The sequence below is a fragment of the Clostridium sp. C8 genome, from assembly GCF_001010885.1.
In the GTDB taxonomy this organism is placed as follows: domain Bacteria; phylum Bacillota; class Clostridia; order Clostridiales; family Clostridiaceae; genus Clostridium; species Clostridium sartagoforme.
The window spans coordinates 178,025-204,098 of sequence record NZ_LBMX01000082.1; the positions used below are offsets into that span (position 1 = coordinate 178,025).

At 27.0% G+C, this 26,074-nt stretch carries 22 protein-coding genes; 2 read left to right on the forward strand and 20 right to left on the reverse strand.

The genetic code is table 11. From position 1 onward, the window contains the following. Nucleotides 1-36 precede the first annotated feature (36 nt). Nucleotides 37-2,280: an RNA polymerase recycling motor HelD gene (helD, locus tag AAT22_RS12345; RefSeq protein WP_016207573.1), complete on the reverse strand. Its 2,244-nt coding sequence runs from the start codon at nt 2,278-2,280 to the stop codon at nt 37-39. Nucleotides 2,281-2,736: 456 nt separating this feature from the next. Between helD and AAT22_RS12350 the strand changes: the two genes are divergently transcribed. Beyond that, nucleotides 2,737-4,047: a DUF4317 domain-containing protein gene (locus tag AAT22_RS12350; RefSeq protein WP_047001435.1), complete on the forward strand. Its 1,311-nt coding sequence runs from the start codon at nt 2,737-2,739 to the stop codon at nt 4,045-4,047. Between the two features lie 199 nt (nt 4,048-4,246). Here AAT22_RS12350 and AAT22_RS12355 read toward each other — a convergent pair whose 3' ends face one another. From AAT22_RS12355 to AAT22_RS12390, 8 genes are all read right to left on the reverse strand, one after another. Next, on the reverse strand, nt 4,247-4,582 hold the full coding sequence (locus tag AAT22_RS12355; RefSeq protein WP_047001436.1) for a rubredoxin-like domain-containing protein: 336 nt from the start codon (nt 4,580-4,582) through the stop codon (nt 4,247-4,249). 193 nt (nt 4,583-4,775) lie between these two features. Then, entirely contained in the window at nt 4,776-6,584 is a 1,809-nt protein-coding gene (locus tag AAT22_RS12360; RefSeq protein WP_047001437.1) for a sensor histidine kinase, read from the reverse strand. A gap of 9 nt (nt 6,585-6,593) precedes the next feature. Then, nucleotides 6,594-7,709, reverse strand: a complete 1,116-nt coding sequence (locus tag AAT22_RS12365) for a response regulator (RefSeq protein ID WP_047001438.1) — start codon at nt 7,707-7,709, stop codon at nt 6,594-6,596. Between the two features lie 134 nt (nt 7,710-7,843). Next, nucleotides 7,844-9,607 carry an FAD-dependent oxidoreductase gene (locus tag AAT22_RS12370; protein ID WP_047001439.1) on the reverse strand — a complete coding sequence of 588 codons (1,764 nt, stop codon included), beginning with the start codon at nt 9,605-9,607 and terminating at the stop codon, nt 7,844-7,846. Between the two features lie 17 nt (nt 9,608-9,624). Further along, nucleotides 9,625-10,479 (reverse strand): carbohydrate ABC transporter permease, encoded by an 855-nt coding sequence (locus tag AAT22_RS12375; protein ID WP_047001523.1) that lies wholly within the window; start codon nt 10,477-10,479, stop codon nt 9,625-9,627. Nucleotides 10,480-10,493: 14 nt separating this feature from the next. Then, on the reverse strand, nt 10,494-11,411 hold the full coding sequence (locus AAT22_RS12380; protein ID WP_047001440.1) for a sugar ABC transporter permease: 918 nt from the start codon (nt 11,409-11,411) through the stop codon (nt 10,494-10,496). Nucleotides 11,412-11,423: 12 nt separating this feature from the next. Next, the gene (locus tag AAT22_RS12385) at nt 11,424-12,713 is read right to left on the reverse strand and encodes a sugar ABC transporter substrate-binding protein (RefSeq protein ID WP_047001441.1); all 1,290 of its coding nucleotides are present in this window, start codon (nt 12,711-12,713) and stop codon (nt 11,424-11,426) included. A 413-nt stretch (nt 12,714-13,126) separates the two neighbouring features. Further along, nucleotides 13,127-13,966 (reverse strand): helix-turn-helix transcriptional regulator, encoded by an 840-nt coding sequence (locus tag AAT22_RS12390; RefSeq protein WP_047001442.1) that lies wholly within the window; start codon nt 13,964-13,966, stop codon nt 13,127-13,129. Nucleotides 13,967-14,270: 304 nt separating this feature from the next. Between AAT22_RS12390 and AAT22_RS12395 the strand changes: the two genes are divergently transcribed. Continuing rightward, the gene (locus tag AAT22_RS12395; protein ID WP_047001443.1) at nt 14,271-15,020 is read left to right on the forward strand and encodes an acyl-ACP thioesterase domain-containing protein; all 750 of its coding nucleotides are present in this window, start codon (nt 14,271-14,273) and stop codon (nt 15,018-15,020) included. 183 nt (nt 15,021-15,203) lie between these two features. Here the strand turns inward: AAT22_RS12395 and AAT22_RS12400 are convergent, their stop codons facing one another. The 11 genes from AAT22_RS12400 to AAT22_RS12450 form a co-directional block, all read right to left on the reverse strand. Next, nucleotides 15,204-15,746, reverse strand: a complete 543-nt coding sequence (locus AAT22_RS12400; protein WP_016207562.1) for a DUF1697 domain-containing protein — start codon at nt 15,744-15,746, stop codon at nt 15,204-15,206. Nucleotides 15,747-15,942: 196 nt separating this feature from the next. Then, the gene (locus AAT22_RS12405; RefSeq protein WP_047001444.1) at nt 15,943-16,800 is read right to left on the reverse strand and encodes an AraC family transcriptional regulator; all 858 of its coding nucleotides are present in this window, start codon (nt 16,798-16,800) and stop codon (nt 15,943-15,945) included. Between the two features lie 10 nt (nt 16,801-16,810). Further along, nucleotides 16,811-17,677 (reverse strand): transglutaminase-like domain-containing protein, encoded by an 867-nt coding sequence (locus AAT22_RS12410; RefSeq protein ID WP_047001445.1) that lies wholly within the window; start codon nt 17,675-17,677, stop codon nt 16,811-16,813. 174 nt (nt 17,678-17,851) lie between these two features. After that, nucleotides 17,852-19,909, reverse strand: coding sequence for an ABC transporter permease (locus AAT22_RS12415; protein WP_047001446.1), 2,058 nt, complete (start codon nt 19,907-19,909; stop codon nt 17,852-17,854). Then, nucleotides 19,899-20,666: an ABC transporter ATP-binding protein gene (locus AAT22_RS12420; RefSeq protein ID WP_047001447.1), complete on the reverse strand. Its 768-nt coding sequence runs from the start codon at nt 20,664-20,666 to the stop codon at nt 19,899-19,901. The genes AAT22_RS12415 and AAT22_RS12420 overlap by 11 nt, the downstream gene beginning before the upstream one ends. 94 nt (nt 20,667-20,760) lie before the next feature. Continuing rightward, complete coding sequence (locus AAT22_RS12425) at nt 20,761-21,771, reverse strand: sensor histidine kinase (RefSeq protein WP_047001448.1); 1,011 nt, start codon at nt 21,769-21,771, stop codon at nt 20,761-20,763. After that, nucleotides 21,768-22,436 (reverse strand): response regulator transcription factor, encoded by a 669-nt coding sequence (locus AAT22_RS12430; protein WP_047001449.1) that lies wholly within the window; start codon nt 22,434-22,436, stop codon nt 21,768-21,770. The genes AAT22_RS12425 and AAT22_RS12430 overlap by 4 nt, the downstream gene beginning before the upstream one ends. A 489-nt stretch (nt 22,437-22,925) precedes the next feature. Continuing rightward, nucleotides 22,926-23,222 carry a DUF1062 domain-containing protein gene (locus AAT22_RS12435; RefSeq protein WP_047001524.1) on the reverse strand — a complete coding sequence of 99 codons (297 nt, stop codon included), beginning with the start codon at nt 23,220-23,222 and terminating at the stop codon, nt 22,926-22,928. A gap of 637 nt (nt 23,223-23,859) precedes the next feature. After that, nucleotides 23,860-24,063, reverse strand: coding sequence for a DUF4177 domain-containing protein (locus tag AAT22_RS12440; protein ID WP_047001450.1), 204 nt, complete (start codon nt 24,061-24,063; stop codon nt 23,860-23,862). A 147-nt stretch (nt 24,064-24,210) separates the two neighbouring features. Continuing rightward, nucleotides 24,211-25,749, reverse strand: a complete 1,539-nt coding sequence (locus tag AAT22_RS12445) for a recombinase family protein (protein ID WP_052953958.1) — start codon at nt 25,747-25,749, stop codon at nt 24,211-24,213. A gap of 19 nt (nt 25,750-25,768) precedes the next feature. After that, a complete protein-coding gene (locus tag AAT22_RS12450; RefSeq protein ID WP_047001451.1) occupies nt 25,769-25,963 on the reverse strand; it encodes a hypothetical protein in 195 nt (64 codons plus the stop codon). Between the last annotated feature and the right edge of the window lie 111 nt (nt 25,964-26,074).

The following is a 26,074-nucleotide window of genomic DNA, read 5'->3' on the forward strand; positions in this document are numbered from 1 at the left end:
TGCTATTTTTTAGTAATTTTTAATTTATTATTAATCCTAGTTAAGTTTAAGCAACTTTGTACATTTACCTAAATAGTATATACGTAAAATATGAAGGGCCCTAGTACAAGCTGTATAAAAAAGTAATCTTTCTTCCTCACAATTATAATTTTTATCGCCTGCATCATATATAAGGACTACATCAAATTCTAATCCTTTAGCTAGAAAAGATGGAATTACTAATGTATCATTTACATACTCATCCTCATCATTTAGAAGAGCATTAACATGTACCTTATCTTTAAGAAAACTATGAACATCCTGTGCTTCTTTTATAGTTTTTGTAATAATTCCAATTGATTTATATCCTTGCTCTTTATATACTTTTATATCCTTAAGTAATTGCTCTTTTATATCATTTCCATTTGAAAATCCAAAAACAACTGGTTTATCTCCACTTCTTGCTACTGATTCATAATTAATATTGTTATTTAAAATCTTTTTAGAAAAATCAGTAATTTCTATTGTAGATCTATAACTTTTTGTTAAATTGATTATACATGTATCATCTTTTGGAAATACATGTAATATATTTTCATAATTTCCAAGATTCATAAATGGGTTTATAGATTGATTTAAATCTCCAAGTATAGTAATATTGGCATTTCTAAAAAGATTATATAATATTTCATATTGTAATTGAGTATAATCTTGTGCTTCATCAATAATAACATATTTAATTTCTGAAATTTTTAAAATATCACCTAATGCTCCTTTAAGATATAAAAGCACATGTTGATCTTCATAATTAATTTTTTTGTATTTTAACATTTCTAATGTATACATCTTAACTTCTTTGATATCTTCTTTATCATACTCTGTGTTTGATATCTTTGAAAAATATTCTATATTCTCAAATAACTTTTTATAGATATCAATTATATTAAATTCTGTCATTTCATATATTTCTGAATGTATCTTTTCTATTTCATTTTTTACAATTGACTTACTTTGTTTAATAACCTCTTCATCATCAACATAGCTGCCATAATCCTTTATATCTTTAGTCACTTCCCCCATTCTACTCTTTTCATAAGGCTCTAAAAGATATAATATTCTTTCCCTTAACTTTTCAAGTCTTCTTTTTAATGGCATATTACTATAATCATTAAAAAATAACTCTTCAATTCCTTTAGCTGATATTATTAAATTATCTTTAAAAACTATATCTTTAAATTTTCTATTAGTACTTTCTAAGTAATTTACATATTCCTTTAAGATACTTATGAATTGTTTTGATGACTTAAATTTTATGCTTTTAACTCTCTCCTTATATCTATCCTCATTCTTAGAATCTAGTATATATTCCATCATCTCACAATATTCTTCCTTAATAATCTCATTTCCTAAAGCTTTATGCATATACTCTTTAAATGTAGTTTGACACATATTATCTTCACCAAGCTGTGGTAATACATCTGAAATATAGTCATTAAAAATATTATTTGGAGAAAAGATTAGTATATTTTGAGGTGATATTTTTTCTCTATGTTTGTATAATAAATAAGCAATTCTATGAAGTGCAACTGAAGTTTTTCCACTTCCTGCTGGTCCTTGCACAATCAAATTCTTATACTCTTCATTACGAATTATTTGATTTTGTTCTCTTTGAATAGTTGTTACTATAGCTTTCATCTTACTATCACTACTCTTAGCTAAAATATCCTGCAACATTTCATCATCTATCTTAATATTACTATCAAACATATACTCAAGTTTACCATTATTAATTTTGTATTGTCTTTTTAGTGTAAGATTACCATTAATAACCCCTTCAGGACATGTATATCCAGCTTTCCCAATTTCGTAATCATAAAACATACTAGATATTGGTGCTCTCCAATCATATACTAAAAAATCAAAATCATTATTAATTAAATTAGAAATTCCTATATAATATTTTTCCGGAATTTCTTTTCCTTCTTCATTAAAATCTATTCTTGCAAAATAAGGAGATAAAAGCATTTTTTCATATTTTTCTTCAAGCTTTCTTGTAAATTCATGTCTTCTTTTTTGAATTTTCATTGTAGTTATAAATTCCATGAAATCTACAATTTGATCTAATCCATTAGTTACTGAAACAGACCCTACATCTTCCCATAGTTGCTTTTGTGTTTCAAGAGTTTCTTTTCTAAATTTTTCTTTAAAATTATGCTTTTCATCAAATTGATTTTTAACCTCTTTAAGTACCTCTTGTAGCCATTGATTTTCAAAGTTCCATTCATAATTATTGCTATTCATACTACTTCACTCTCCTTAATATAAAATTATTAAAATAATTTATAAATTCTATTGACATCAATCTTTTAAAGGTGTAAAATATAATTGAGGGATTATATTTTACACCTTGTCAAAAAGTGATTTCAAATCTTATTATATCACTTCTATTTTTCATGTCAATAAATTTTAATGTTTGATTTTTTATCTATCTATTATTTTCACTTATTGTGCTCATATTTAACCTCCAAAATCTATTTCTTTTATCATATAACTTGAAACTTAAAGTATCATTTCCATCATTATTTTACTATTCAATCTTATTTATAATAATACCTTTAATTAATTTGAAAAAAATATTATACTAAAATAAATGTACAAGACTTTGATTTAATTCACAAAACTTACTAATGACATAAATACTTTAACAATTCAATAGATTAGTAATAGAAATATAAAACTAGATTGAGAGGTTTATATATGAGAAAAAAAGATATACTTGAGCTAAAAAGACGTTTAAAGAAAGATCATTGCACCTTTACTAAAATGTGTGGTTGCTATGTTAATGGAGAAAAGCATATTATATTAAAGTTTAGAGAAACTTTTCTAAACTTAGATGAAGATGAATACTTTAAATACTTAGAAATTTCCAAGAAAGTTTTATCTGGAACTATTGGTAATAATATTCTAGAGCTTAATTTTCCAACCAATGAAGATCTTATAAATGAAAAGCAAATATTCCTTATGCAGCTTAAAAATAGTCAATTAAAGGACGATATTATTCTTGATAATTTTTATGACTCAATTATAGATAATTATGATTATACAGGTAATTTTTTAATACTAATTTTTCATGATGCATACGATGTTATCACCAAAACAAAAGATAATGCTAAGATAGATGAATCAGAAGAAGTATATGAATATATTTTATGTGCAATATGCCCTGTTTCACTTTCAGAGCCTGGTCTTAGATATTTTGAAGAAGATAATAAAATAAAGGCACGTATTAGAGATTGGGTAGTTGAAGCTCCAATTAATGGTTTTGTATTTCCTGCATTTATTGATCGTAGCTCAGACGTTAATTCCATTATGTACTACACAAAAAATGCAAAGGATACACATCCTGAATTAATGGAAAATGCTTTAGGTTGTTATTCAAAGCAAACTGCTACTATACAAAAAGAAACCTTCCAATCAATTATTAAAGATACTTTTAGCTCTGATGAAAAAAAATCCGAGAAAATCTTTATGGAAGTACAAGAAAACTTAAATAATATGCTTGATGAATACAATTCTATATATGATGATACAGATTCTGAACCTATAAGTCTAACCAAGGCTGACATGCAAAACTTATTGATAGAAAGTGGAATTCCAGAAGAAATTACTGCAAAAATTGAAAAATCCTATGTAGAAACATTTGGTGATGACCTTCCTTTAGTAGAAAATTTAATTGATGCAAAAGTACTTAAGGCTAATGAACAAATCAAAAAAGAAAAACAGTTGGAAAAACAAGTAGAAATACTTCAAACTAGACTTGAGCAAGTTAAAAAGGAAGTTGCAGTAGATAACGAAAATCCTGCAGCTACAGAAGATCATGATAATTTAGAAAGTACTACTGATAATATGATTTTAGATGAAGAGCCTGAATATGATGTTATTCTTCAAGTAAAACCTGAAAAGATACCTCAAATTAAATCTAAAATAATTGATGGTCAAAAATGCATAGTTATTCCTATTAGTGAAGATGAACAAACTACAGTTAATGGAATAGATGATCTAATTTAATTAATATTTTCAATAAAAAATAATGAGGAACATCCCTAATGGATATTCCTCTCAATACAAATGTCACTTAATTATATATTAAACTTTTGCGATAAAACTTTAAAAGCCATGCAAGAAAAAACACTTTAAATTTTACTGACAAATATTTTTACTTACATAGCTTATTTTCTAATATCTTATTAACTATCTTAGTGTAATCTTACCACTTACCGTTAGCCATATGTCCTGCAAGTTCTGCTTTACATCTTTGCTTTATAGTCCAAGCTTCATTTTTTGCTTTTTCAAAGCCATTTACACATTTTGGATCTAAGTTTATTTCTATTCCTTCTTGTGCAAGCTTAGCTATCTTATTTGCTAATACAATTATTTCAGAATGAATGTCATTAGTTCTATCTGATGAATAAATCTTTTCAGCTTCTTCACTAGTAAGTTCAACAAATTTTTCTTTTCCTAAATTACATTTTGGGCACACTTCTGGTGCTTGCATTCCTTCATGTATATATCCACATACAGTACATTTAAATAACTTTTTCATAATCATTTCTCCTTCATATTCTATCTATAATTTTCAACTTTTTTTATTCAACTTTATATTAATATATTAACTTAAATAATATTTATTGTCAACTAATAATTTTTATTATTTATTTGTATGTTCTTAACTCTTAAAAGAAGTTATAATTCTATGAAATATTAATATAAATTCTATCTTTATTCACAAATATATATCAAATTTCATTGGAATTAATTTTAGAATCCGAAGGTATTGATATAATTATACTTGTTCCAATATTAATCTTACTTTTTATTTCTATACCATAGTCTTCTCCAAAACTAAGTTTTATTCTTTGGTTAACATTTTTTATTCCAATATGGTTTTCCTCTTTTATATATTCTGTTTGAAGCTCCTTATTAATAGATCTACAATCTTCTTCTTGCATCCCTGCACCATCATCATTTATCTCTATTAAAATCTTATCTTCTAAAAGGAACGATCTTATTGCTAAAGTACACTTCTTATTTGTTGGCTTTATTCCGTGGTATATTGCATTTTCTACAATTGGCTGCAAAGTTATTTTAGGAAGCATGGATTCCAAGGTTTCTTCATGAATATCATATAAAACTTCAAACTTGTTCTCATATCTTATTTTTTGTATTTCCAAATATATCTTTACATGCTCAATTTCATTTTTCAAAGTATTCATATAACCTTTTGTATTAAGACTTATTCTCAAAAGTTTTGATAAATTGGAAATCATATGACTTCCTTCATTTTCCCCATTGGTAAACTCCATAACCTTCCACTTTATGTTCTCTAAAGTATTAAATAGAAAGTGAGAATTAATTTGTGATTGAAGTGCTATAGATCTAGCTTTTTTCAGTAATCTCATTCTATTATTAAGCTCTTTCTTAAGATATTGAACATCACTTATAGAATTTTCCAATCCTCTTGATATTATTTTGAGCTCATTTATATTTGATTTGCTATAAATTGGCATGACATCATAATTTTTCTTCTCTAGTATTCTAACCATCTCTTCTATTGGAGTAAAAAGCTTAACAGCTATAAGAAATGAAATAATAAGTACTAAACTTATACTAAAAATTAAAAATCCAATCATTATATCTCTAATTCTATTTACTCTTAATTTATTATCCTTCGTACTTATAAGAGATATAAAGTTCCAGTCATTATAATTAGATTTGATATTATTTATAAAATACTCTTTTCCATCTATTGTAATTGTACTTCCTCTTCCTAAATTTGATATGTTTATTTCTTGTAGTGCTTTTATACTACTAATATTTTTATTTAATAGCTTTGTATCTTTATTAAATATTATTGAATCATCATTTAGTATATAAAAATTCTCAATAGTAAACTCTTTATTTTGATTTATAAGTTTATTAAAACTATCAATATCAATACTAACTACAACTACTCCACTTTTTTCAGTAGAATATAAGGGTATGGCTCTAAAAAATGATATTGTATTTTTTTCTGGGATAACAGATGTCCAATAGCTTTTAGAAATATTTTTATGAAATTCCTTTTCAAGAGTATCACTATACTTCCAATCTATATATGACATATTGCTTGTAACAATCTTATAATCACTTTTTTCTGAATAAATACAAATAGAGTTTATGAAATCTCCATAATATACATAAGTATTTATTACCTTTTCTATGTTATTTATACTTTTTAACATATCTGAGTTTTTTTCATCATAGTTCCTACTATTAAATCTTAATATATTTTCTACTTCCAAATCGGTAGCAAGGCTTAAAAGAGTAGTTTCAACCTGCCTGCTTATCATATCAATGCTATCTTTTGTTCTTGATAAAGCAGCCAAGTTAGCATTCATTATTTGATCTTTATAAATATTATTTAAATGATTAAAAGCAATAAATAATGCTAAAAATAGCGGAAAAGTTATAAAAAGATTAATGGTTATAAAATACTTTACTAAAATACTATTAAATCTGTATTCTTTTATATACTTCCATATATTCAAGTTCTTAATTTTCCCCATAAAAAACACCTATTTATATTCTTTATATTTAATACACTTACTCTTAACAAGGACTTCCCTATACTTATTCGGAGTATATCCTGTATATCTTTTGAATATCTTGTAGAAATATTTAAGATTTTTATAGCCCACAAGTTCTGATATCTCGTAGACCTTTAGATTTCTATTATTTAAAAGCTCTTTTGATCTTTCTATTCTTATTTGGGTTACATAGTCAATAAAATTAATCCCCATCTCTTTCTTATAAACCTTACTTAAATAAACAGGACTTAGGAATACGATTTCAGAAATCTTTTCTAAGGTCAAATCGTACATATAGTTTTTTTCAATATACTTATTTGCTTTTTTTATAACTAATTTATAATTACTGTTATTATTTTCTTCAATTCCATTTACTGCTGAATTTATCCATAGTTCAAAAACATCAAGTGCACTATTATAATTTTTAGATTCACTAATAGTTCTTATTATATTTATCAAGTCTTCTTTTATATTTAATCCTAAGTATAAGCCGATTATTTTATTTAGCAAAAGTACTAAAGTGTTCTCTAAAAACTTTATCCCAGAATTAAAAGGCATATTTACTACTTTACTTGATATATCCTTAAAAATATTATAGATAAAAATCTTATCAAAGTTCAAAAAAGATTCTATTAAATTAGACTGCATATCTATAAGCACACTAAAATCCCTTTGTATGTCAATTACTTTTTTCTTTTCCTCATTCATTTTTTCATTAATATTTTTCAAAACATCAAGATCACTTTTTATTTTTATAAACTTTTCTTTAATTTCTCTCATTTCTATAGGCTTTACTATATAAGAAACTACATTATATTCTAAAGCTTTTTTAGCATATTCAAATTCCTGATAACCACTCATTAAAACAACCTTTATATCCCTAGGGTTTTCAGACACAAACTTAGCTACATCAAGCCCAGATTTTCTATTCATTCTAATATCACAAAGTACTACATCTACAGACATGGTATTTATATAATCTATTACCTCTTCTCCATCCTCACATTTCATTACAACATTGAACCCGAGATCTTTCCAATCAATAAATTTACTTAAGCCTTCCCTTATGTTCTTTTCATCATCTGCTATGACAAGATTATACACTTATATCACCACCAGTAATTCAAATAATTTTATCTAGTTTACATTTTATATTATTCTTCATACTACTTCAAAATCCTTTATATCTAATATCTCAAATTTCTCAAAAGATAAAAGACTATCAAAAGATAGCCTTCTTAATATATCCTAATTTCATAGATGCACATATTATCTGATCCCCATGTATTTAAAGGTTTAACTCTTATTCTGTTACAGGTAATATTATTAAACTTAGAACAACTACGTCTTCTATGATTATCCCTAACTCCTCTTTTTGATACTAATACTTCTCCATTATAAAACTCAATATCATAATCTTTTACTATTTCCTTTGGAGTGCCTTCTTGCTGGCGATTTCTAACACTATGAGTCAAGGAAACCATTATTTCTTTTGATAGATTAGAATCAAATTTTATAATTACTTCTTTAGGTGAAATATTATTATCAAAATATAATTCAATCCATGGATTCTTGTCATTCTCATCTGTAATCCACGCATTTATTTGATCTTTAACTGTTCTTGAATATCCATTTATAATATTTTCAGGTTCACAATTTTTAATGAAGCTTGAAGCCCTTACTCTTGAAAATAATGCTAAATCATCTTTATCTTCATTTTTAAAACCTGGTATATAACAGTCTTCTTTCATTAGTATTTGCTGAAGTTCATGTATGTGCTTATTAATCTCTCTTGGAATAACTTGCTTACTTATACACATAGCAGCAGCTGTTCCTGAAGCCTGGCCAATAACTGCACATGTTGCCATAACTCGTGTTGATCCAAAAGCCATGTGTGAAGCACTTATATCCCTTCCCGCCAACATTAAATTATTTATATTTTTAGAGTAGATTGATCTATATGGTATTGTATATAAATCATCCATCATAATAAAGTCATTTGGCTCTATTCTAGTCCTTATGCCTCCCACAGTATGCATATCCATAGGCCAGCCACCATAAGCTATCGCATCTTCAAATATTTTACCATCAAATAAATCCTGTTCCTTTAAAACATAATCTCCTAATATTCTTCTACTTTCTCTTTTCCCTGGTAAAAATCCAATCCAGTCTAATGCAAAATTATCTGCATTATGATTTCCTGAGTTTTTTATATGATCCCATACACCATATACAGCCTTTAAGAGTTCATCTCTTATTTCTTCACCATCCTGTATTACATCCAAATCATCACCGCCAATTTCAATCCACCAGTATCCACTATTGATTTCATGATGTTCTCTGTAAGCTAAATCTTTCTCATGATAAGTATTAGCCCAAGATGGTTTTATAAAGTCAACTTTTTTTCCCATATCTATAGCTGTAAATAATAGAGTGTTTCCCATAGTATGATTATCTTCTTTATCAGGAGCAAACTTTTCTCCAAAAGTATCTTTTCCTTCTCTCCCTGTCATGTATTCTGCACCAGATAAATAACCGATAGTACCATCACCTGTAGCGTCTATAAATATTTTCCCATTCAACTTAAGTACCTTTTCTGTAGTTAACTGCTCTCCACTGACCATAGTAATTTTATTTTTATCTTTAATTACTTCTGTAATATGTGTATTTAAATATAGATCAAGATTTTCTTGAAATTTTGTTTTTTCCCATAAGATAGTATCTAATATTGAAAAAGAATTACTTCTATTAACTCTTTTATTGTCCAATAAAATTTCTTCTATTATTCCCGTTTCTCTAGCATTTTTTCTAAATCCATGATAATCTGCACCACATATATGCATTCTTATTTCAGAACTAGCATTTCCTCCAAGTACTGGACGATTACTTACTAATGCAGTCTTTGCTCCATGTCGTGCACTTGCTATTGCTGCACATACCCCAGCCATACCTCCACCAATAACCACTACTTCATAATCTTTAATTATAATTTTTTTATTCATTCTTATACCTCACAAATTTAACCTTTTACTGAACCAGAAGTAATACCTTGAATAAAGTATCTCTGCAAAAATATAAATATTAAAGCAACCGGTATTGATACAAATATAGAAGCTGCCATCATATTAGACCAATTGTTTTGAAATTCTCCCATATATGTTAATGACAATCCTGGAGCTAAAGTCCTTTTTGCAGCTGAGGTAACAAGAGTCAATGAATATAAAAGATCATTCCAACTCCAAACAAACCCATATATTGCGGTAGATATTACTCCAGGTACTACTAAAGGAAATATTATTTTATGCATTATAGTCATTCTTGATGCTCCATCTATACTTCCTGACTCTATTAAAGAATCTGGTATCTCATCAAAATATGATTTCAATGTTAGAGTCCCCATTGGCAAAGTAAATGTAACAAATGACAGAATTAGCGATAGATAATTATCTAATAAATTAAATTTACGCATTACTGTATATATTGTTAAAAGTAGTACTGCAAAAGGAAACATTTGAGCAGTCATTACTAGCATCATAAATGACTTTCTCCCTTTATATCTAAACTTTGAAAAGCTATATCCTGCGTAAGTACATAAAACCGTAGATATAAAGCAGCTTACGAAAGATACAAATAAACTATTTCTAAGATATATAAGTATTCTCTTATCTGTTATTACTTGTATAAAATTATCAAAAGTTATACTCTTGGGGAACAAGCTTGGATTAACATTAAAGGCATCTTTCGCTGGCTTTAATGCTGTTATTATTATCCAATATAATGGTAAAAGTACAAATAATCCTACTATAATTAGTGAAAGTATAAAAAATATTTTAAATCCTTTACTTTTGCTATCAAACAATTTAAATTCTGACATAATAGCTTCCTCCTTTACTTTTCTTTCTGCATTTTTAGATATAAAAACATAAATACAGATAATATAGCAACCCATATTGTCCCCATAGCAGAAGCCCTACCCAGGTTCCAATTTTGAAAAGCAGTTTTGTACACTTCAACTGATAATGTAGTTGTTGATATACCAGGCCCGCCTGTAGTCATAACCCATATAATATCAAAATGCTGTAGCCCTGCTATAATACCTAAAAGTAAAATGAAGAATATAATATTTCTCATAGATGGAAGAACTATTTTTGTAAACACTTTAAAATTATTTGCACCATCAATTCTTGCTGCTTCAACCATATCATTAGATATACCTTTTAATCCCCCTATAAGAAGTGCCATAAACCATGGCATGTACTGCCAAGTTCTTGCAATTACAACTGCCAACATTGAAAATTTAGGATCAGCTAGCCATGTAATATTCTCCTTTATAATCCCTAAGCTTCTTAATATATAGTTCAAAACTCCAAATTGACCATGAAATATCCACATCCACAAAAATCCTATAGCTGTTCCAGGTATTATCCAATTAACAAGAGTAATACCTCGAAGGAATTCTGATCCTTTAAATCCTTGATTTAAGATTATTGCCCATATGAATCCTAATATAAATGATAGAAAAGTTGTTCCAAAAACAAATATAAAAGTATTTATTAGAATTTTAGTAAAATTAGGATCTGAAAGAATGCTTTTGAAATTATTTAATCCTATAAAGCTTTTCTCAGTAGTTAACATTCCTGCCTTAAAAAAGCTATGTGAAACTGATGATAAAAAAGGATATAGTACTATTAGAGAAAAAACTATAAGGGCTGGTAGTACTAACAGAAAGCCAAATTGGCTATCTGTTAGTTTATTCTTTTTTATCATATCATCAGATTTATTATTTAAAAATAAATTTGATTGCATATAGTAACCTCCTTAGTTGATGTTTTGCTCAAGCCTCATTTGTGCATCTTCTAATGCCTTCTTAGGAGTTTTAGCTCCAAGTAGAGTGTTTTGAATTTCTTCAGTAATTATAGTTGCTAATTGGCTGTCATTCTCAAATTTTTGTGTTTCTGCTTTTTTCCCAGTTTCAGTTATCTTAAGCCATTCACTTGACCAATTATCATTTTTAACCTTTTCACTGTTAATAGCTGATTTCATTACAGGAACAGATCCTGAAGCCTCAAAGTATTTAAGGGAAGTTTCTTCACTTATTAAATATTTTATAAAATCTCCAGCCTTCTCTTTATCTTTAGCGCTCTTAAATATAACTAATTGATGCCCCCATAGTGTAGATTGAGGCTTGTCTCCTGCTTTTAAAACAGGTCTTTCCATTGGCTTTATTGTTTCGTTAAGATTATCTTCTAAAACTCCATTGCTCTTAGCAATACCTCTTGCAAGTATAGCGTCATCATAGAAAGCAACTTTATTTTGGGCAAATAATTGTCTTGCATCAAATCTTGTTAAATCCATTGCTATATAACCTTTATCCTTTAAACCTTTATACCAAGTTAATGCTTTTTCATTTGCCTCACTATTTATTACAACCTTTCCATCATCATCTATATATTGACCACCAAAAGTCCAAAACCATGCATTTACATCTTTAGCTATACTTCCTGCTTCTTTAGTTGCTGCTGCATAAGGAATTATATCTTTATCATATTCTTTAATCTTTTTAAGTGCTGCTTCAAACTCCTCTACAGTTTGTGGAACCTTATCAACACCTGCATTTTTTAATATAGTAGGATTATAAACCATTCCTATAGATGCTTGAGTCCAAGGAACTGCAAGTTGCTTTCCATCAATGTTTCCAGAGTTTAAGGATGCATCTGATAAGTTTTGCTTCATCCAATCTTCTCCTAATATCTCATTTAAATCTACTAATACATCCATCTTTGCTAAAGTCGCAAGCCATGCCATATCTACTTGTGCCACATCAAGATCTTGATTACTTTGAGTTCTTATTATTAGCTGCTGCAATGTATTAGCCCAAGGCCAGCCAACCCATGAAACTTCAGACATATCTGTTGAAGTATTATAAGTATCAATAATTTCTTTTATTGTTTCTTTATTGGCTTCTTCTTCTCCACTCCAACCTGCCCATACTAAATTAGTCTTTTCTTTAGGTTCATTACTCACTTTATCTGTCTTACTTGAACAGCTAACTCCAGAAAATATACTAAATATTAAAAGGCTTGAAACTAAAATTTTAATTTTTTTCATTTTACCCCTCCATAAATTTTATATAATTAGGTGTCCTCACTACTAGCTTAATATCATTGTAAATGTTTTCTAAGGGTAATTAAATGGTGCTACTTTTCAAATTTAGTATTGCAATTTTAACATAAAATAAAAAAATAAATTTTATAAAGGAAAAAGTGCACTATTTTATCCATAAAGTATTATTTTCTAATTTTCAAAGTACTACTATTAATCTATAATTAATTTATATTAGTAAGATTATATAATGGTATATATGTATGAGATTGTATATCATTCTGGATAATATAAAAATAAGGCTATATACTGAATAATTTTAAAAAATTCAGATGTAGCCCTATAGTTACTTCTAGTAGTTTAAATATAAATTATTTCTCTGATATATTGAGTTATTTGCTTCAAACCATAATCTAATATTATCTTCCCCCTATTCTAATATTTTTAATAATGGAATCTATTATATTAATAACCCACTCACTTAAATTAGGATATTCTTGCTTTATTAAATTTTTTATATCACTTGCTGAAGTTTGTAGAGAAATCGATTGTGTTCCTTCTGCATTATTTCCTATAGCTATATTAGCTCTTGCATAATCACCTATAGCTATGTCTGATGCTATCGCACTAGCCCCCACAGCATATTTCCCTATTGATATTGCTCCAATAGAAAAGATTCCTACAGATACTGCGCCAATAGAAAAAATCCCCAAAGAAATAACTCCCACTGCTAGCAATAATCCTATTGATAAAAGTGCTAATGTGATTAGACCAATAGATATAAAACCAAAACTTAAAATTCCATATGATATAAACCCTAATGATATTATTCCACATGATATATTTCCTATTGAAATTATACCCCTTGATTTTTTAAACCCTCTACCAATATTAATATGCACTAGCGGTAGTCCAAATAATATTTTATTACTTTTATATTCATATTCTAATGGATAACCCCTATTTATATTAATAACTAACTGTGTTTTTTTATCATCTACTTTTTCAGGTTTTTGCTCTTCACTAATTTTTATTTCATTACTGTCTAAGATATAAATTTCATCAGTATCCTTAACTAAACTATCAATAGTTACATTGTATAATTCAGATATCGATACTAATTTGTTTAAATCTGGTATTGATTTACCAGACTCCCATTTTGAAATTGCTTGTCTTGATATTCCTAATTTCTCTGCTAGCTCTTCTTGAGATAGCCTATTATTGTTTCTTAATAATTGTAATTTTTCCGATAACTTCAATTTCTTCACCTCCATTAAAAATTATACAAAATATACCTGTTTTTATCTACCAACTAATAATTTCTTTTTGTCAACCATCGGTTGCATTACTATATTTTCTATGATTTCTTAGATTGATAAGTCCCTATATGTAAGAAGTAATCAATAATCGGCAATACTTAAACTATCGTACTTATAAGAAAATTTATTAATATTTATTAAGTCCATTATCTTCTAGATATTCTGTAAAATATATGAAATTTCTAAAACTATGATACAATATTTAATATAAAACATATTTAAACTAAAAAAGGAGGGACTATAATTGAATGATATTTTTGAAAAGGACTATACAATAAACTTTTTTGATGTTGACTCTGAACATAAATGTAAATTTTCATCTTTAGGAGATTTCTTATGGGATGTTATTATATCCCAATCTGACTCTTTAGGAGAAACTAAGGAAGGCTTTGCTCAAAATAATTGTATTTGGGTACTTTTAAAATATGATATAACTATATATGAATATCCTAAATTAAGAGATGAAATAAAAGTTCAAACTAAGGTATTAGGTGCAAAAAAATTCTATGGTTATAGACAAAATACTATAAAAAACTCTGAAGGAAAAGTTATGGGAGAAGTTTTTTCAACCGCTATATTGATAGATTTTGAAAAGAGACGTCCTATGAGGATATCCTCTGAACAAAGCGAAATATATGGTCTTAAAAAAGAATTAGATGAAGTACCTGTTTTAGATGATATACCTAAAATTCAAAAAGCAGATTACATGAAAAACTATCCTGTTAGATATAGTGATATTGACTCTAATGGGCATGTGAATAATGTAAAGTATATCGAAATGGCTATGGATACTCTACCAAGATCTATTTTAACCGAATATAATTTATTTAACATTAAAGTATTGTTTAAAAAGGAAACAACTGATGGAGATACACTACATATTTCATCTGAAGTGGTTTATGATGAAAATAACGGTATTAATACAATTCATAATATTACAAGTGATAGTGGAATGCTTCTTACAAAACTGCAAATAATATGGAAGAAAAAATGATATCTTTATATAACAGAGAAAAAATGATCGTGTTATCTATTGAATACACGATCATTTTTAATTTATCTATGGAAAAAAATTTAAATATCCGTGTTACTTACTTATGATAACCTTTTGCATTTCGACAATAAATAAGATGCTATTAGAAGCTATCATAAATATACTATGTTATTTTAATTCAGGTTATTCTATCCCTTTCATAATTTCATATATTTTACGGGTAGTATTAACGTTTCTCACTGTCATTTTTTTATATAAGTCGGTTCCTACAAGTTTATTTAACCCACTTTTCGTAATATTTGCTTTATCTAATGTCCATAGAATTGCTCCTGCTACATAAATAACAGTATCTACTTCTTTATTAATTTTAAATTCATTAATAACTGTTTCTCTATCGAATTCTTCCCATAAAAATAATACGTCACTTCTCATAGTTTTATCATTCTTCCATGATTCTGGTAGAATTTTCATCATATGCTCAAAATCATTTTGGCTACGGATCAATACTTTAATATTTAACTGAAAATCTCTAAATATAGCTTCTTCGAGAAATTCTGCTATTTCTGACTTTGTATGTTTCATATCTGTAAAAATCACATTTCCAGAATTAATATATGTAATAACAGATTCCATTCCTGCTAGTATAAAAGTTTCTTTCAGCAATTTCATATCTATTTTATTTTTTCCACCGACATTTATTCCTCTTAGTAAAGCAACATAAATCATATATTTATCTCCTATTTTTTACAAATATTTTTTAAATCATTGCTCTTTATTATACTTTTTATAATAATAGTTTTTAAGTAGATGTTTTGTTTGCTCTTTCTTTATATAATGTTAATTTCTTTATTAATATGAATTGTTCTTAAAATATGTTTAAAGGACTTCCTTATCATAGTAAGTCCTTTTTTATTTGTATATATTAATAATTACTAATAGGTATATAAAGATCAGCAACAAGTTCATCTTCATTATAATAATAATACTCAATGTCATCCATGTTTCGATGTCTATATTTTGATTCACTAAGCCATACTGAATATATATAATCCCAAGTTTTTTGTACACTTTCTGTTATTGGTCCAATAACTCTAAAAACTGCATAAAGTGAGGGTTCTAATCTATATATCACCATATCCTCTGGAACATATTCCATAGTATTAACTTCATGACCTATCATATAATCAAATGCATCTCCTTGAGAAAATATACAAATTCCCATAATTTCATCAGCACACTTACGATTTATTATCTTTTCGCTTTCTTTCTCATTATTCCACTTTTGCCACAATAATGGTATGTCTTGTAAATTGCTCCCATCTGCCTTCACCTTCCACTTCTTTCCTACTACATATCTTTCAGGAAGATTACGATACAAAGGAGTTAATCCTTCTGTAGTTAGTTTTAATTGAAACATCATATAATCAACATTTATTGGTTCTCTTATAAAATAAAGCAAATTATCTCGTCTTACCTCTGATGGATTTCTTCCATAAACTTTTTCAAAAGCCCTACTAAAGCCCTCTCTTGATTCATAGCCATATTTTACAGCTATTTCTACAATAGACTTATTTGTATATACCAATTCTTTTGCAGCTTCTGTAAATCTTCTCTTCCTAACGTAATCCTTCATTGAATCTCCAACTATACCTTTAAAAATACGATGAAAGTGATAAAGAGAATATCCCGCTTCTTTTGATATTGCGGATAAATCAATATCCTCCTGCAAATTGTTTTCAATATAATTTAATGCTTTCTTTATGGAATTTATATAACACATATCTATCACCTTATTTTAAACTATTAATAACCTTATCCAAATCATCAGGTACTTTTATTTTATCATTCCTTTGAACATAATTATATAAATCCTTAAAGTTATTATCAACATTCATGGCAAGACTAGATAAATGATCCATTACTTCATAGTCTTTCTGTGTCCATTTTTCTATTGGCATACTTTTATATCCTTCCCACATATCCCATGGCTGCATTGTAAGCTTTAGTAGTGAATTAGTATCTAAGATTAAATTGCATCTTAAATAATCATATCCCCACCATTTAAAAATTCCAAACAACTCAGGTTCAATTAAGCCTTCTCGGCACATCATCCAAGCTCTTGGCCCTGTTATGAAATACTCTTTACTTATATCTAGAGGGTCAAAAGTCACTTTTAATTTATCTATCTGGATGTCATCTAGTTGTGCATCCACCATTACCCACCTTTTCTTATCTTCATTCCAGTATTCAATAACCCAATGATCAATATATTTGCCTTTTTCTAAATAACTTGCAAAGCCACACCTTGCCCTAGCGGGAATACCTGCCTCCCTGCAAAGTGCAGCTGCTACTAAAGTAAAATCACGACATATCCCTATCATTTTATTTACATTTTGATTTTTATTAGATATATGATTATATCCAATATTTTTTAAAAAAATCAGTTTATCTTCAAACCTTCGTACAAATGGTTCTTCTTTTCTTTTATCGCTAAGCTTCACTCCATAAGCCTCACTCCAATGTTGATGGAGCAATATATTTTGTACATAAGATACAATAGTTTTTATATCCTTTGGTATATTGGTAACCATATCTTCCATGGTTTTTATTTCTGTCATAATATCATGCTCTTGATAAAATCTAAGATTATTTTCCATTATAATAATCACTCCTATCATTTTAATAGATACAAAGAATAGTTTTAAAACCCTTTGTCTTCTATTTTAATCAATTATACTATCCTCAGAATTATGATGAGTGATATTTTATGCTTTTTTTATTAATAATAAATATTGATATAAAAATTCATATAAATTTATAATCAAATAAATTTAACTATTAACATTTCTCTTAAAAGTATAATATGTTCCTCCAAAGTAACATATATAAATTCCAATCATTAATACAATTCCAGTAATTATACTTAAAACAAATGTAATATCGCCAATATAGGTACTAATTATATCTTTATAAATCAGATAATAATTATAAATAAAAACTATAACTCCAACCATGGCTATAGATATAGGAATTATAAAATATAATGAAATTTGCTTTAATATAATCTTATTAATTTCTTTATCCTCAACCCCTAATCTTTTTAGCACACTAAATCTATCTTTATGCTCAATGGAATCTGCAAGCTGACTAAGTGATAAAATTGTTAAGCTTATCATAAGTAATACTACACCTAAATATATTCCAAGAATTCTCATAGCTAAAGTCATATTTAAGATATTATTAGTTTCCGATGATTTTATTCTGACTCTAACTACACTAGATGATATATCATATTTTTTTATAAATTCATCATTACTTTTTCTAAACCACTCATTAACATACTTGTATTGAAAATCATCAGCTTCTTCATAACTCATTTTATTATTAATATTAGCTACAAAGTTTTTCTCTGCAAAAGTAAGATTATCGCATACCTTATCTGGTAAAATTATAATATTATTTACGTAAGATCCATAAAGCCCTTCTCCAATAGATTCTTTATAATTTGAATTTTCACTTAGTTTTAGTTCTTCTCCATTTACATTCAAATTAGCATAATCTTTAATATAATTACTTATTTCTTCATCATTGACTGCACTATGCCATTGAGTTGTAAACTCATTATCCTTAAGCTCTATTTCATCATACCCTAGCATACTTCTTAGTTTATTAAAATCACTTAAACTTATAGCTATAGTTGAAACATTATTTTTATCTTTGTTATAAAAATCATCTTTATTTATAAAATATTTTTCTACCTCGCAATAACTATTTACATCATGATCCTTGTCATTTAAGTAATCTATAATCTCACTATAATCTAATTGAGGTATATCTTTAATATCAGTTATATTGTTTTCTGTTAAAAATCCATTACTATAATTATTTCTTATTTCTACATCATAAGGAACTCTCATATCTAAATATCCTATAGCCCACTGAGCCATTACAAGTGTAATTATAAAACTTATCATCGCTCCTAAAAAGGTCATTGCTATAGTAGCCATTAGTATTGGAGCTGACTTTATTTTAGATACCAGTGTTCCTATTAAAAATAAATTTGTACCTTCGTACTTAAAATTAATATACTTATTTTTTATGTGTATAAGTATATAAGAAATAGAATAAAATAGTGCATAAGTTCCTATTATAAAAGCCAAAAGTGATATAGCTATAAACATTAAAGATTTTATACTATAATCAATTTTTGTATTTATTAATTTAAAAGTACAATAGCCACATATTATATATAAAATTATTGATAATGCAAATATTGCACTATAAACTTTCCCACTTCTTTTAAATTGAAACTCAACTTGCTTATGTGCATTTAACATATCTATAAGTTTTATTTTTCTTAAAACTATAATATTATACAATCCTATTATACAAAACATAGATATAAAGAATATAAATGTAATTCCTACCGTATCCATATATAACTTAAAGCTAAATGCTACTTCTTGCTTTGCACTTATTAAAACTATAGCTGTAATTACTTGAGAAAATAAAGTCCCCACAAATATTCCCGATATTATAGCTAAAATTCCAATTACGAGTGTTTCAATGAAAAACATCAATGCCACATTTTTTTGTTCCATTCCATGTAGTATATATATTGAAAACTCTCTTTGACGTCTTCTTATTATGTATTTATTTACATAAGCTACAAGTAAAATAAGCATTGCTGTAATTATATAAGTTGAATACTTTAATATTAATTTTAAATTTCTAAAGTTATAAGATTCCTCAGTAATTAGTTCATAACTTGAACTTGAAAGTGATGTAATAGCATAAAATAAGCTTACGCATATTGTTATTGTAATAAAATAAATTAAATAATCCTTAATAGATTTTTTTGCATTACTTTTGGCTAATTTAACGTACATCTCTTACATCACCACCTAATAATGCCACTACATCTAATATTTTATTAAAAAACTGTCTACGTGTATCTTCACCTTTCACTAGTTCTGTAAATATTTTACCATCCTTAATAAATAATATCCTATTACAATAACTAGCTGTAAATGAATCATGAGTTACCATTAATATAGTTGCACCTAAATCTTTATTTAAATTTGACATCATTTCTATTAACATTTGAGCAGATTTAGAATCAAGTGCTCCTGTTGGCTCATCAGCTAATATAAGTTTAGGATTAGTCACTAATGCCCTTGCACAAGCAGTTCTTTGTTTTTGTCCTCCAGATACTTCATAAGGGTATTTTTCTAGTAAATCTTCTATTCCAATTTTTCTTGCTATATTTAACACTTTATTATCTATTTCACTTTTTTTAGTTTTATTTATAGTAAGTGCTAAAGCTATATTTTCATGAATAGTTAGTGTATCTAATAAATTAAAGTCTTGAAATATAAATCCTAAGTTTTCCTTTCTAAACTTTGCTATGTTCTTTTGATTTATTTCAGTTAAATCTTCTTCATCCAAATAAATATTGCCAGAACTAACATCATCAATTGTTGCTATCATATTTAATAACGTCGTCTTTCCTGATCCAGATGGTCCCATAACACCTACAAATTCACTTTTATATACGTCAAAAGTTATATCATCAACAGCTTTAACTACATTCACTTTGTTTCCATAATATTTTTCAACGTTTTTTATACTTAATATCTTTTCCATTTATCTCACCTCAATAGGATTGTACAACATTTAAACCCCATCTAATTAGATTTAATATTACTTTAATGTTACAATGTTGTCACTTTATACAAATCTATTTCATAACAAAGCTTCCTTTTGGAAATATTATTAGAACCTTTGTATATAAGTTTTCTTTTGATTCTATATATATTGTTAAGCCTAATTTTTCGCACAACTTTTTACATAAATATAATCCTATTCCTGTAGATTTGTTATTTAATCTTCCCCTGCTGCCTGTAAAACCTTTTTCAAAAACTCTATTTATTTCAGCTTTGGGTATCCCAAGACCATTATCTTCTATTATAAGTTGAATTCCATTTTTAACATCCTCAGTATATATTTTCACCTTCGGATTTTCTAAATTTCTATACTTGCTAGCATTAACTACAATTTGATTTAAAATAAACTCAAGCCATTTGCTATCACAATATACATTTTTATCTACATTTTCTATTTCAACATCTATGTTATTCAAAATAAATATTTGTTTATTTTTTATTATTACTTTATTTATACAATTTTCTAATGACATTTCTTTTATTAAGTAATCTTTTTCTACTTCTTCACTTCTTGCATAAAATAAAGCTTGCTCCACATATCTATCTAAAGTCTCAAGTTCCTGTAGCACAAGCCTTGATATCTTTGTCTTATTATTTTCTTCAATAAGTTTAATAGATGCTATTGGAGTTTTAACTTCATGTATCCACTGTTCAATATATTCTTTGTATTCCTTTCTTTCATTTTTAATAGAATTTATTTCTTCTCTCATTGACTTCCCAGCCCTTTTTAGTAAGTAATAATAAGGTTCTGCTTCTAAATAAACTGGCTTATCAATAACCTCACTAATTAAATACTTTTTATCTAAATTGTCTATACTCTGTGAAAGCTCACTAAAAAATGATTTTCTATTTTTATATTGAAAGAATAAATAAGTTCCAAGCACTATGATCCATGTAACTGATATTATCTTTAAAGTATCTACAGTATTTCCTACACTAAAAAGAAAAACTAATAAAGTTACTAAGCTAATTAAGTTTAAAAATATCACCGAAAATCTACTTTTTAAGAAATCACCTAAACTCATACTAAATAACCTTGCCCTCTTTTAGTTTTTATATAATCTTTTAATCCAATATCCTCAAATTTACTTCTTATCCTACCAATATTGACTGTAAGAGTATTATCATTTACAAACATAGAGCTATCCCAAAGATATTCCATAATATCTACTCTAGATACTATCTTACCCCTATTATTTAATAAGTAATGTAATATTTTAAGTTCATTTTTAGTAAGCTCAATAACTTTACCATTATACTCAACAGTGCTTGATAAAATATTTATCTTAGCTCCATTATGTTCAATAACATCTGCAGTTCCATCACTAGGATAAGCTCTTTTAAGAAGAGAATTTATCCTTGCTAAAAGAATTTGAGTATTATAAGGCTTAGTTATAAAATCATCTCCTCCTAATGTTATACCCATTAATTCATCTATATTAGTATCTCTACTTGTTATAAATATAATTGGAACTCTTGAAAAACTTCTTATTTCAGTACAAATTTTAAACCCATCACTTTCAGGCAAATTTATATCTAATAATATAAGACTTGGATTATTTTCTTTTACTAAATAAGGAATATTACAAAACTCCCTTGGTTTAATAACGGAATATCCATTACTAGCTAATACATTTCCTATTCCATTTTGCAGTTGCTCATTATCATCAATTATCATTATAGTGTACATATTTAACAAATCCTTAATCTAAATTATTCTTAATATTTATTATACTAGCATTATGGAGTTACAAATAATAAAATTTTCCTTAAAAGTTATATTTAAGTTTGATTTACTATATGGTATTTTAGGTTGTAAAAAAATGGGAATATGTAAATTTACTTATTTTGTCGCCTCGCTCCAAGTCAATGCAAACTTACATATTTCCACTTGAAAACTAAAGGATTGAAATTATAAAATATTATTAATAATGGTAACATTTTTATAATTTCCTATACACTAAAAATAGCTTTAGGCTTGATATTTGAATGCCTAAAGCTATAAATTTATTTTATTTGTGATATAGTTTCCATATCAGTAGAAAGTCATTTATTATTCCAAACTAAACTCTCTATATCTTAATTACATTCATACATGTTGATAAATCAGCTTATATTATAACTTGTAAAACTTCTATATTCTCTACTTCCTTCAAAACATGTATCTCCATCCCATCTCTTACAAATTAAAGGCATATTCTCTAGCTAATTCCTTGTCATTAGAAAGAATTTTTTCATATTTATATTTATTAATATCACTAGGATTTATTCTTTCATATATTGTCATATTCCAAGTAGATTTACATTTTTCACACTGATAAATTAACCAAATATCAATGCTATTTTTATTTGCATTTACTCTAAATTTCTCACTATTTATATAATGTGATTTTTGATTACATTTAGGGCAATTTCTTTTTACCACCGGCAAATTCTCAGGAACTAGTTCCCATTGATATTTTTTTAAATAGCTCATTTTGCTCCTCCTAGTCATTCAATTTTTAGGATTTGCAAAGGCTATTTCATTACATTTTTATAATAATGCGATAGCCTCTGCTATGCATTAAAAATATCTCTTGTCATAAACAATTCCTCCAGTCTTTTGTAATGTATATTTATATTTTATCAGCACTACATAGTGCATAGAACCTCATTCTCATTTAGTAAATAAAAATGAGCCAATATGATAAAGATCATAGTTACCCATTATTTTGTAGTACAATCCTATTTATTCATGTTACTATCATATAGATTTTTTAGAGAACATAAATAAGCCTACCTCATTGAGATAAGCTATATAACATCTATGGAATTAACTGAAAACTTTAAAGATTATTAAAATTTCATTGAAAACACTTAAAATAATTTAACTCTTTTCTTATCTAGTTTTTCTAATTCACTATCTATTTTTAATAAATCATTCTTTACTGGATTTACCTCTCTAAATTGCTCTTAAATGAATCTTTTTCATTATATATTTCTCCCTTCTAAAAATAAAAACTTTTACATGTATCCCTAAACACAAGTAAAAGTTTTTTTGTTTCTAAATTTATAATATATATTTGTTTTGATTTATATATCAATTGATATCTCCGTAAAACAGGAATTTATAATTATAATTTTTCAAACACTAATGTCGCTTGAATTCTATCTCCACCAAGCATCCCTTTACTTCCTGATGCCGCTGTAGTAATTGTATGTAATCGATATCCCTTTGCCGCTTGAGCATTTATGACTTCTTCTAATTCCGTCAGATTTCCAGACCCTGTTCCAAGAAATTTTTCTTTTAAAACTACTTGCATCACTACATAATTCATAAAAGTTCCCCCTTTTAAATTTAAATTTATCTCTATATTAATGTACATTTTTATTATACATTATTGCATATAATTAATCTATAATTGCTTGAAAACTCATTATAACTTAATTTAAACACACTCTATCCAATTTTAGTAAAGACCCATTTACTTATGGTAAGGTTCAGCGTGACTACGTTGAACCAAAAGTGGTGATAATTTAAAGACTACATCTACGTAGTCCTCAAACACCATAACTTTCTCTACATATAACGCAATAAACTTCTTTATAAGTTGCTTATCTCTTTGTTCTAATATATCTTTATGTTCCTTAAATATCTTCTTTAAATAAGAAGCTGTAATTGGTTCTGTTTCTGGATAACTTAATTTAGTCTCTTCCAATTGTATAACTAAACTTTCTTTCTCTTCTTCTAATTTAGATAGCCTGTCCATTAAGCTAGCATGTCTATTGCCTTCTGCAACTACTAACAAAATGTTTTCTATATCCTTTTCTATTTTAGATAATTTATTTTTAGTAAATCTCAATTCATCCTGCATTTGCTTTCCTTTAGAATTTGAAAACTTACTTAACTCTTTCACTAAATAATTTATGGCTTGATCTGAAAAAATAACTTTCTCCATCTCTGTAATAATATATTCTTCTAAGATATCTCTTCTTATGCTTTTAGTATGCTCTTTGCTTTCTCCAGACTTTGAGGTACAACGATACATTATATATCTTAATTTTTCTCCATTACTTTTATAATAAGATATATTTCCATTCATTTTAGCACCACATTCTCCACATTCTATTAGTCCTGAAAGTAGATAAACTTCTTTTGCATTGTAGGTGTTATGAATTTTTTTATTTCTTTCCATAATTCTTTTAACTTCTTCAAAATCTTTTTTATCAATAATAGCTGGCATTCCACCCTCTATTTTAATTATTTGATCTTCAATTTTTGATTTATGTGAATTTCTTTTCCCATCAACATTTTTTGCTTCAGCTTTATTGTAAGTATAAGTTCCAATGTATTTTTCATTTTTTAATATATCTTTGACTGTAGATACAGTTAACTTGTTTCCCTTTGCTGTCTTTAATCCTTTTTTATTTAATTCATTAGCAATATAATTATATCCTTTACCATTGATATAAGAATCATATATAAGTCTTATAATTGGTGAAGTTTCTTCATTTATTATATATAGCTGTGTTCTTGAATCAACTCTATATCCAAGGGGAGGTAATCCACCATTATGTCTACATGTTCTTGCATTTTCTAAAGAACCTTTCATGACTTCTCTAGCCAGTTTTTTTGATTCATACTCGGCCATACCAACTAATAGAGATTCCATTATCCCACTTTCTGGGCTATCATCTAACTTTTCTAATACACTTAATAGTTTAACATTATTCCTTTGCAATTTATGTTTATATTTTGCAGCATCATACTTATTACGAGAAAATCTATTCAATTTATGAACAATGACTGCATCAAATATCCCTTTTCTACTATCCATTATCATCTGCATAAAATCTGGTCTATTATCCTTCGTTCCACTCATAGCCCTATCTGCATAGGTCTTTACAATTATCATATTATTTTGTTTGGCATAATCCTTTATTGCTCTTAACTGTGCATATATACTCTCCTCCCTTTGGTTATCTGAACTATATCTTGCATATGCTACAACTCTCATTTTCATAATATCTACTTCCTTTCTTCTATTGTAATTTTCCTTCCTTTTGTAAAATGTTATAAAACACTTCTAATATTGGATCAAATAATTGTTCCATGTTATCTTCATCTATATCAATGCTACCTAATACTTGACTGCTATTAGATATATAACATCCATTTTCTAAATTATCTCTTGTCACCCTTGTCTTTATTTTATTAAAAGTAAATGTGTCATACATATACTACATCACCTCCAAAACTTAATTTTTAGACAATATACGGATATAAAATCTAAAATCAAATTTTGAGCTGATATTTTTTTATATTTTTTTAGCCACTAGCTTTAAATG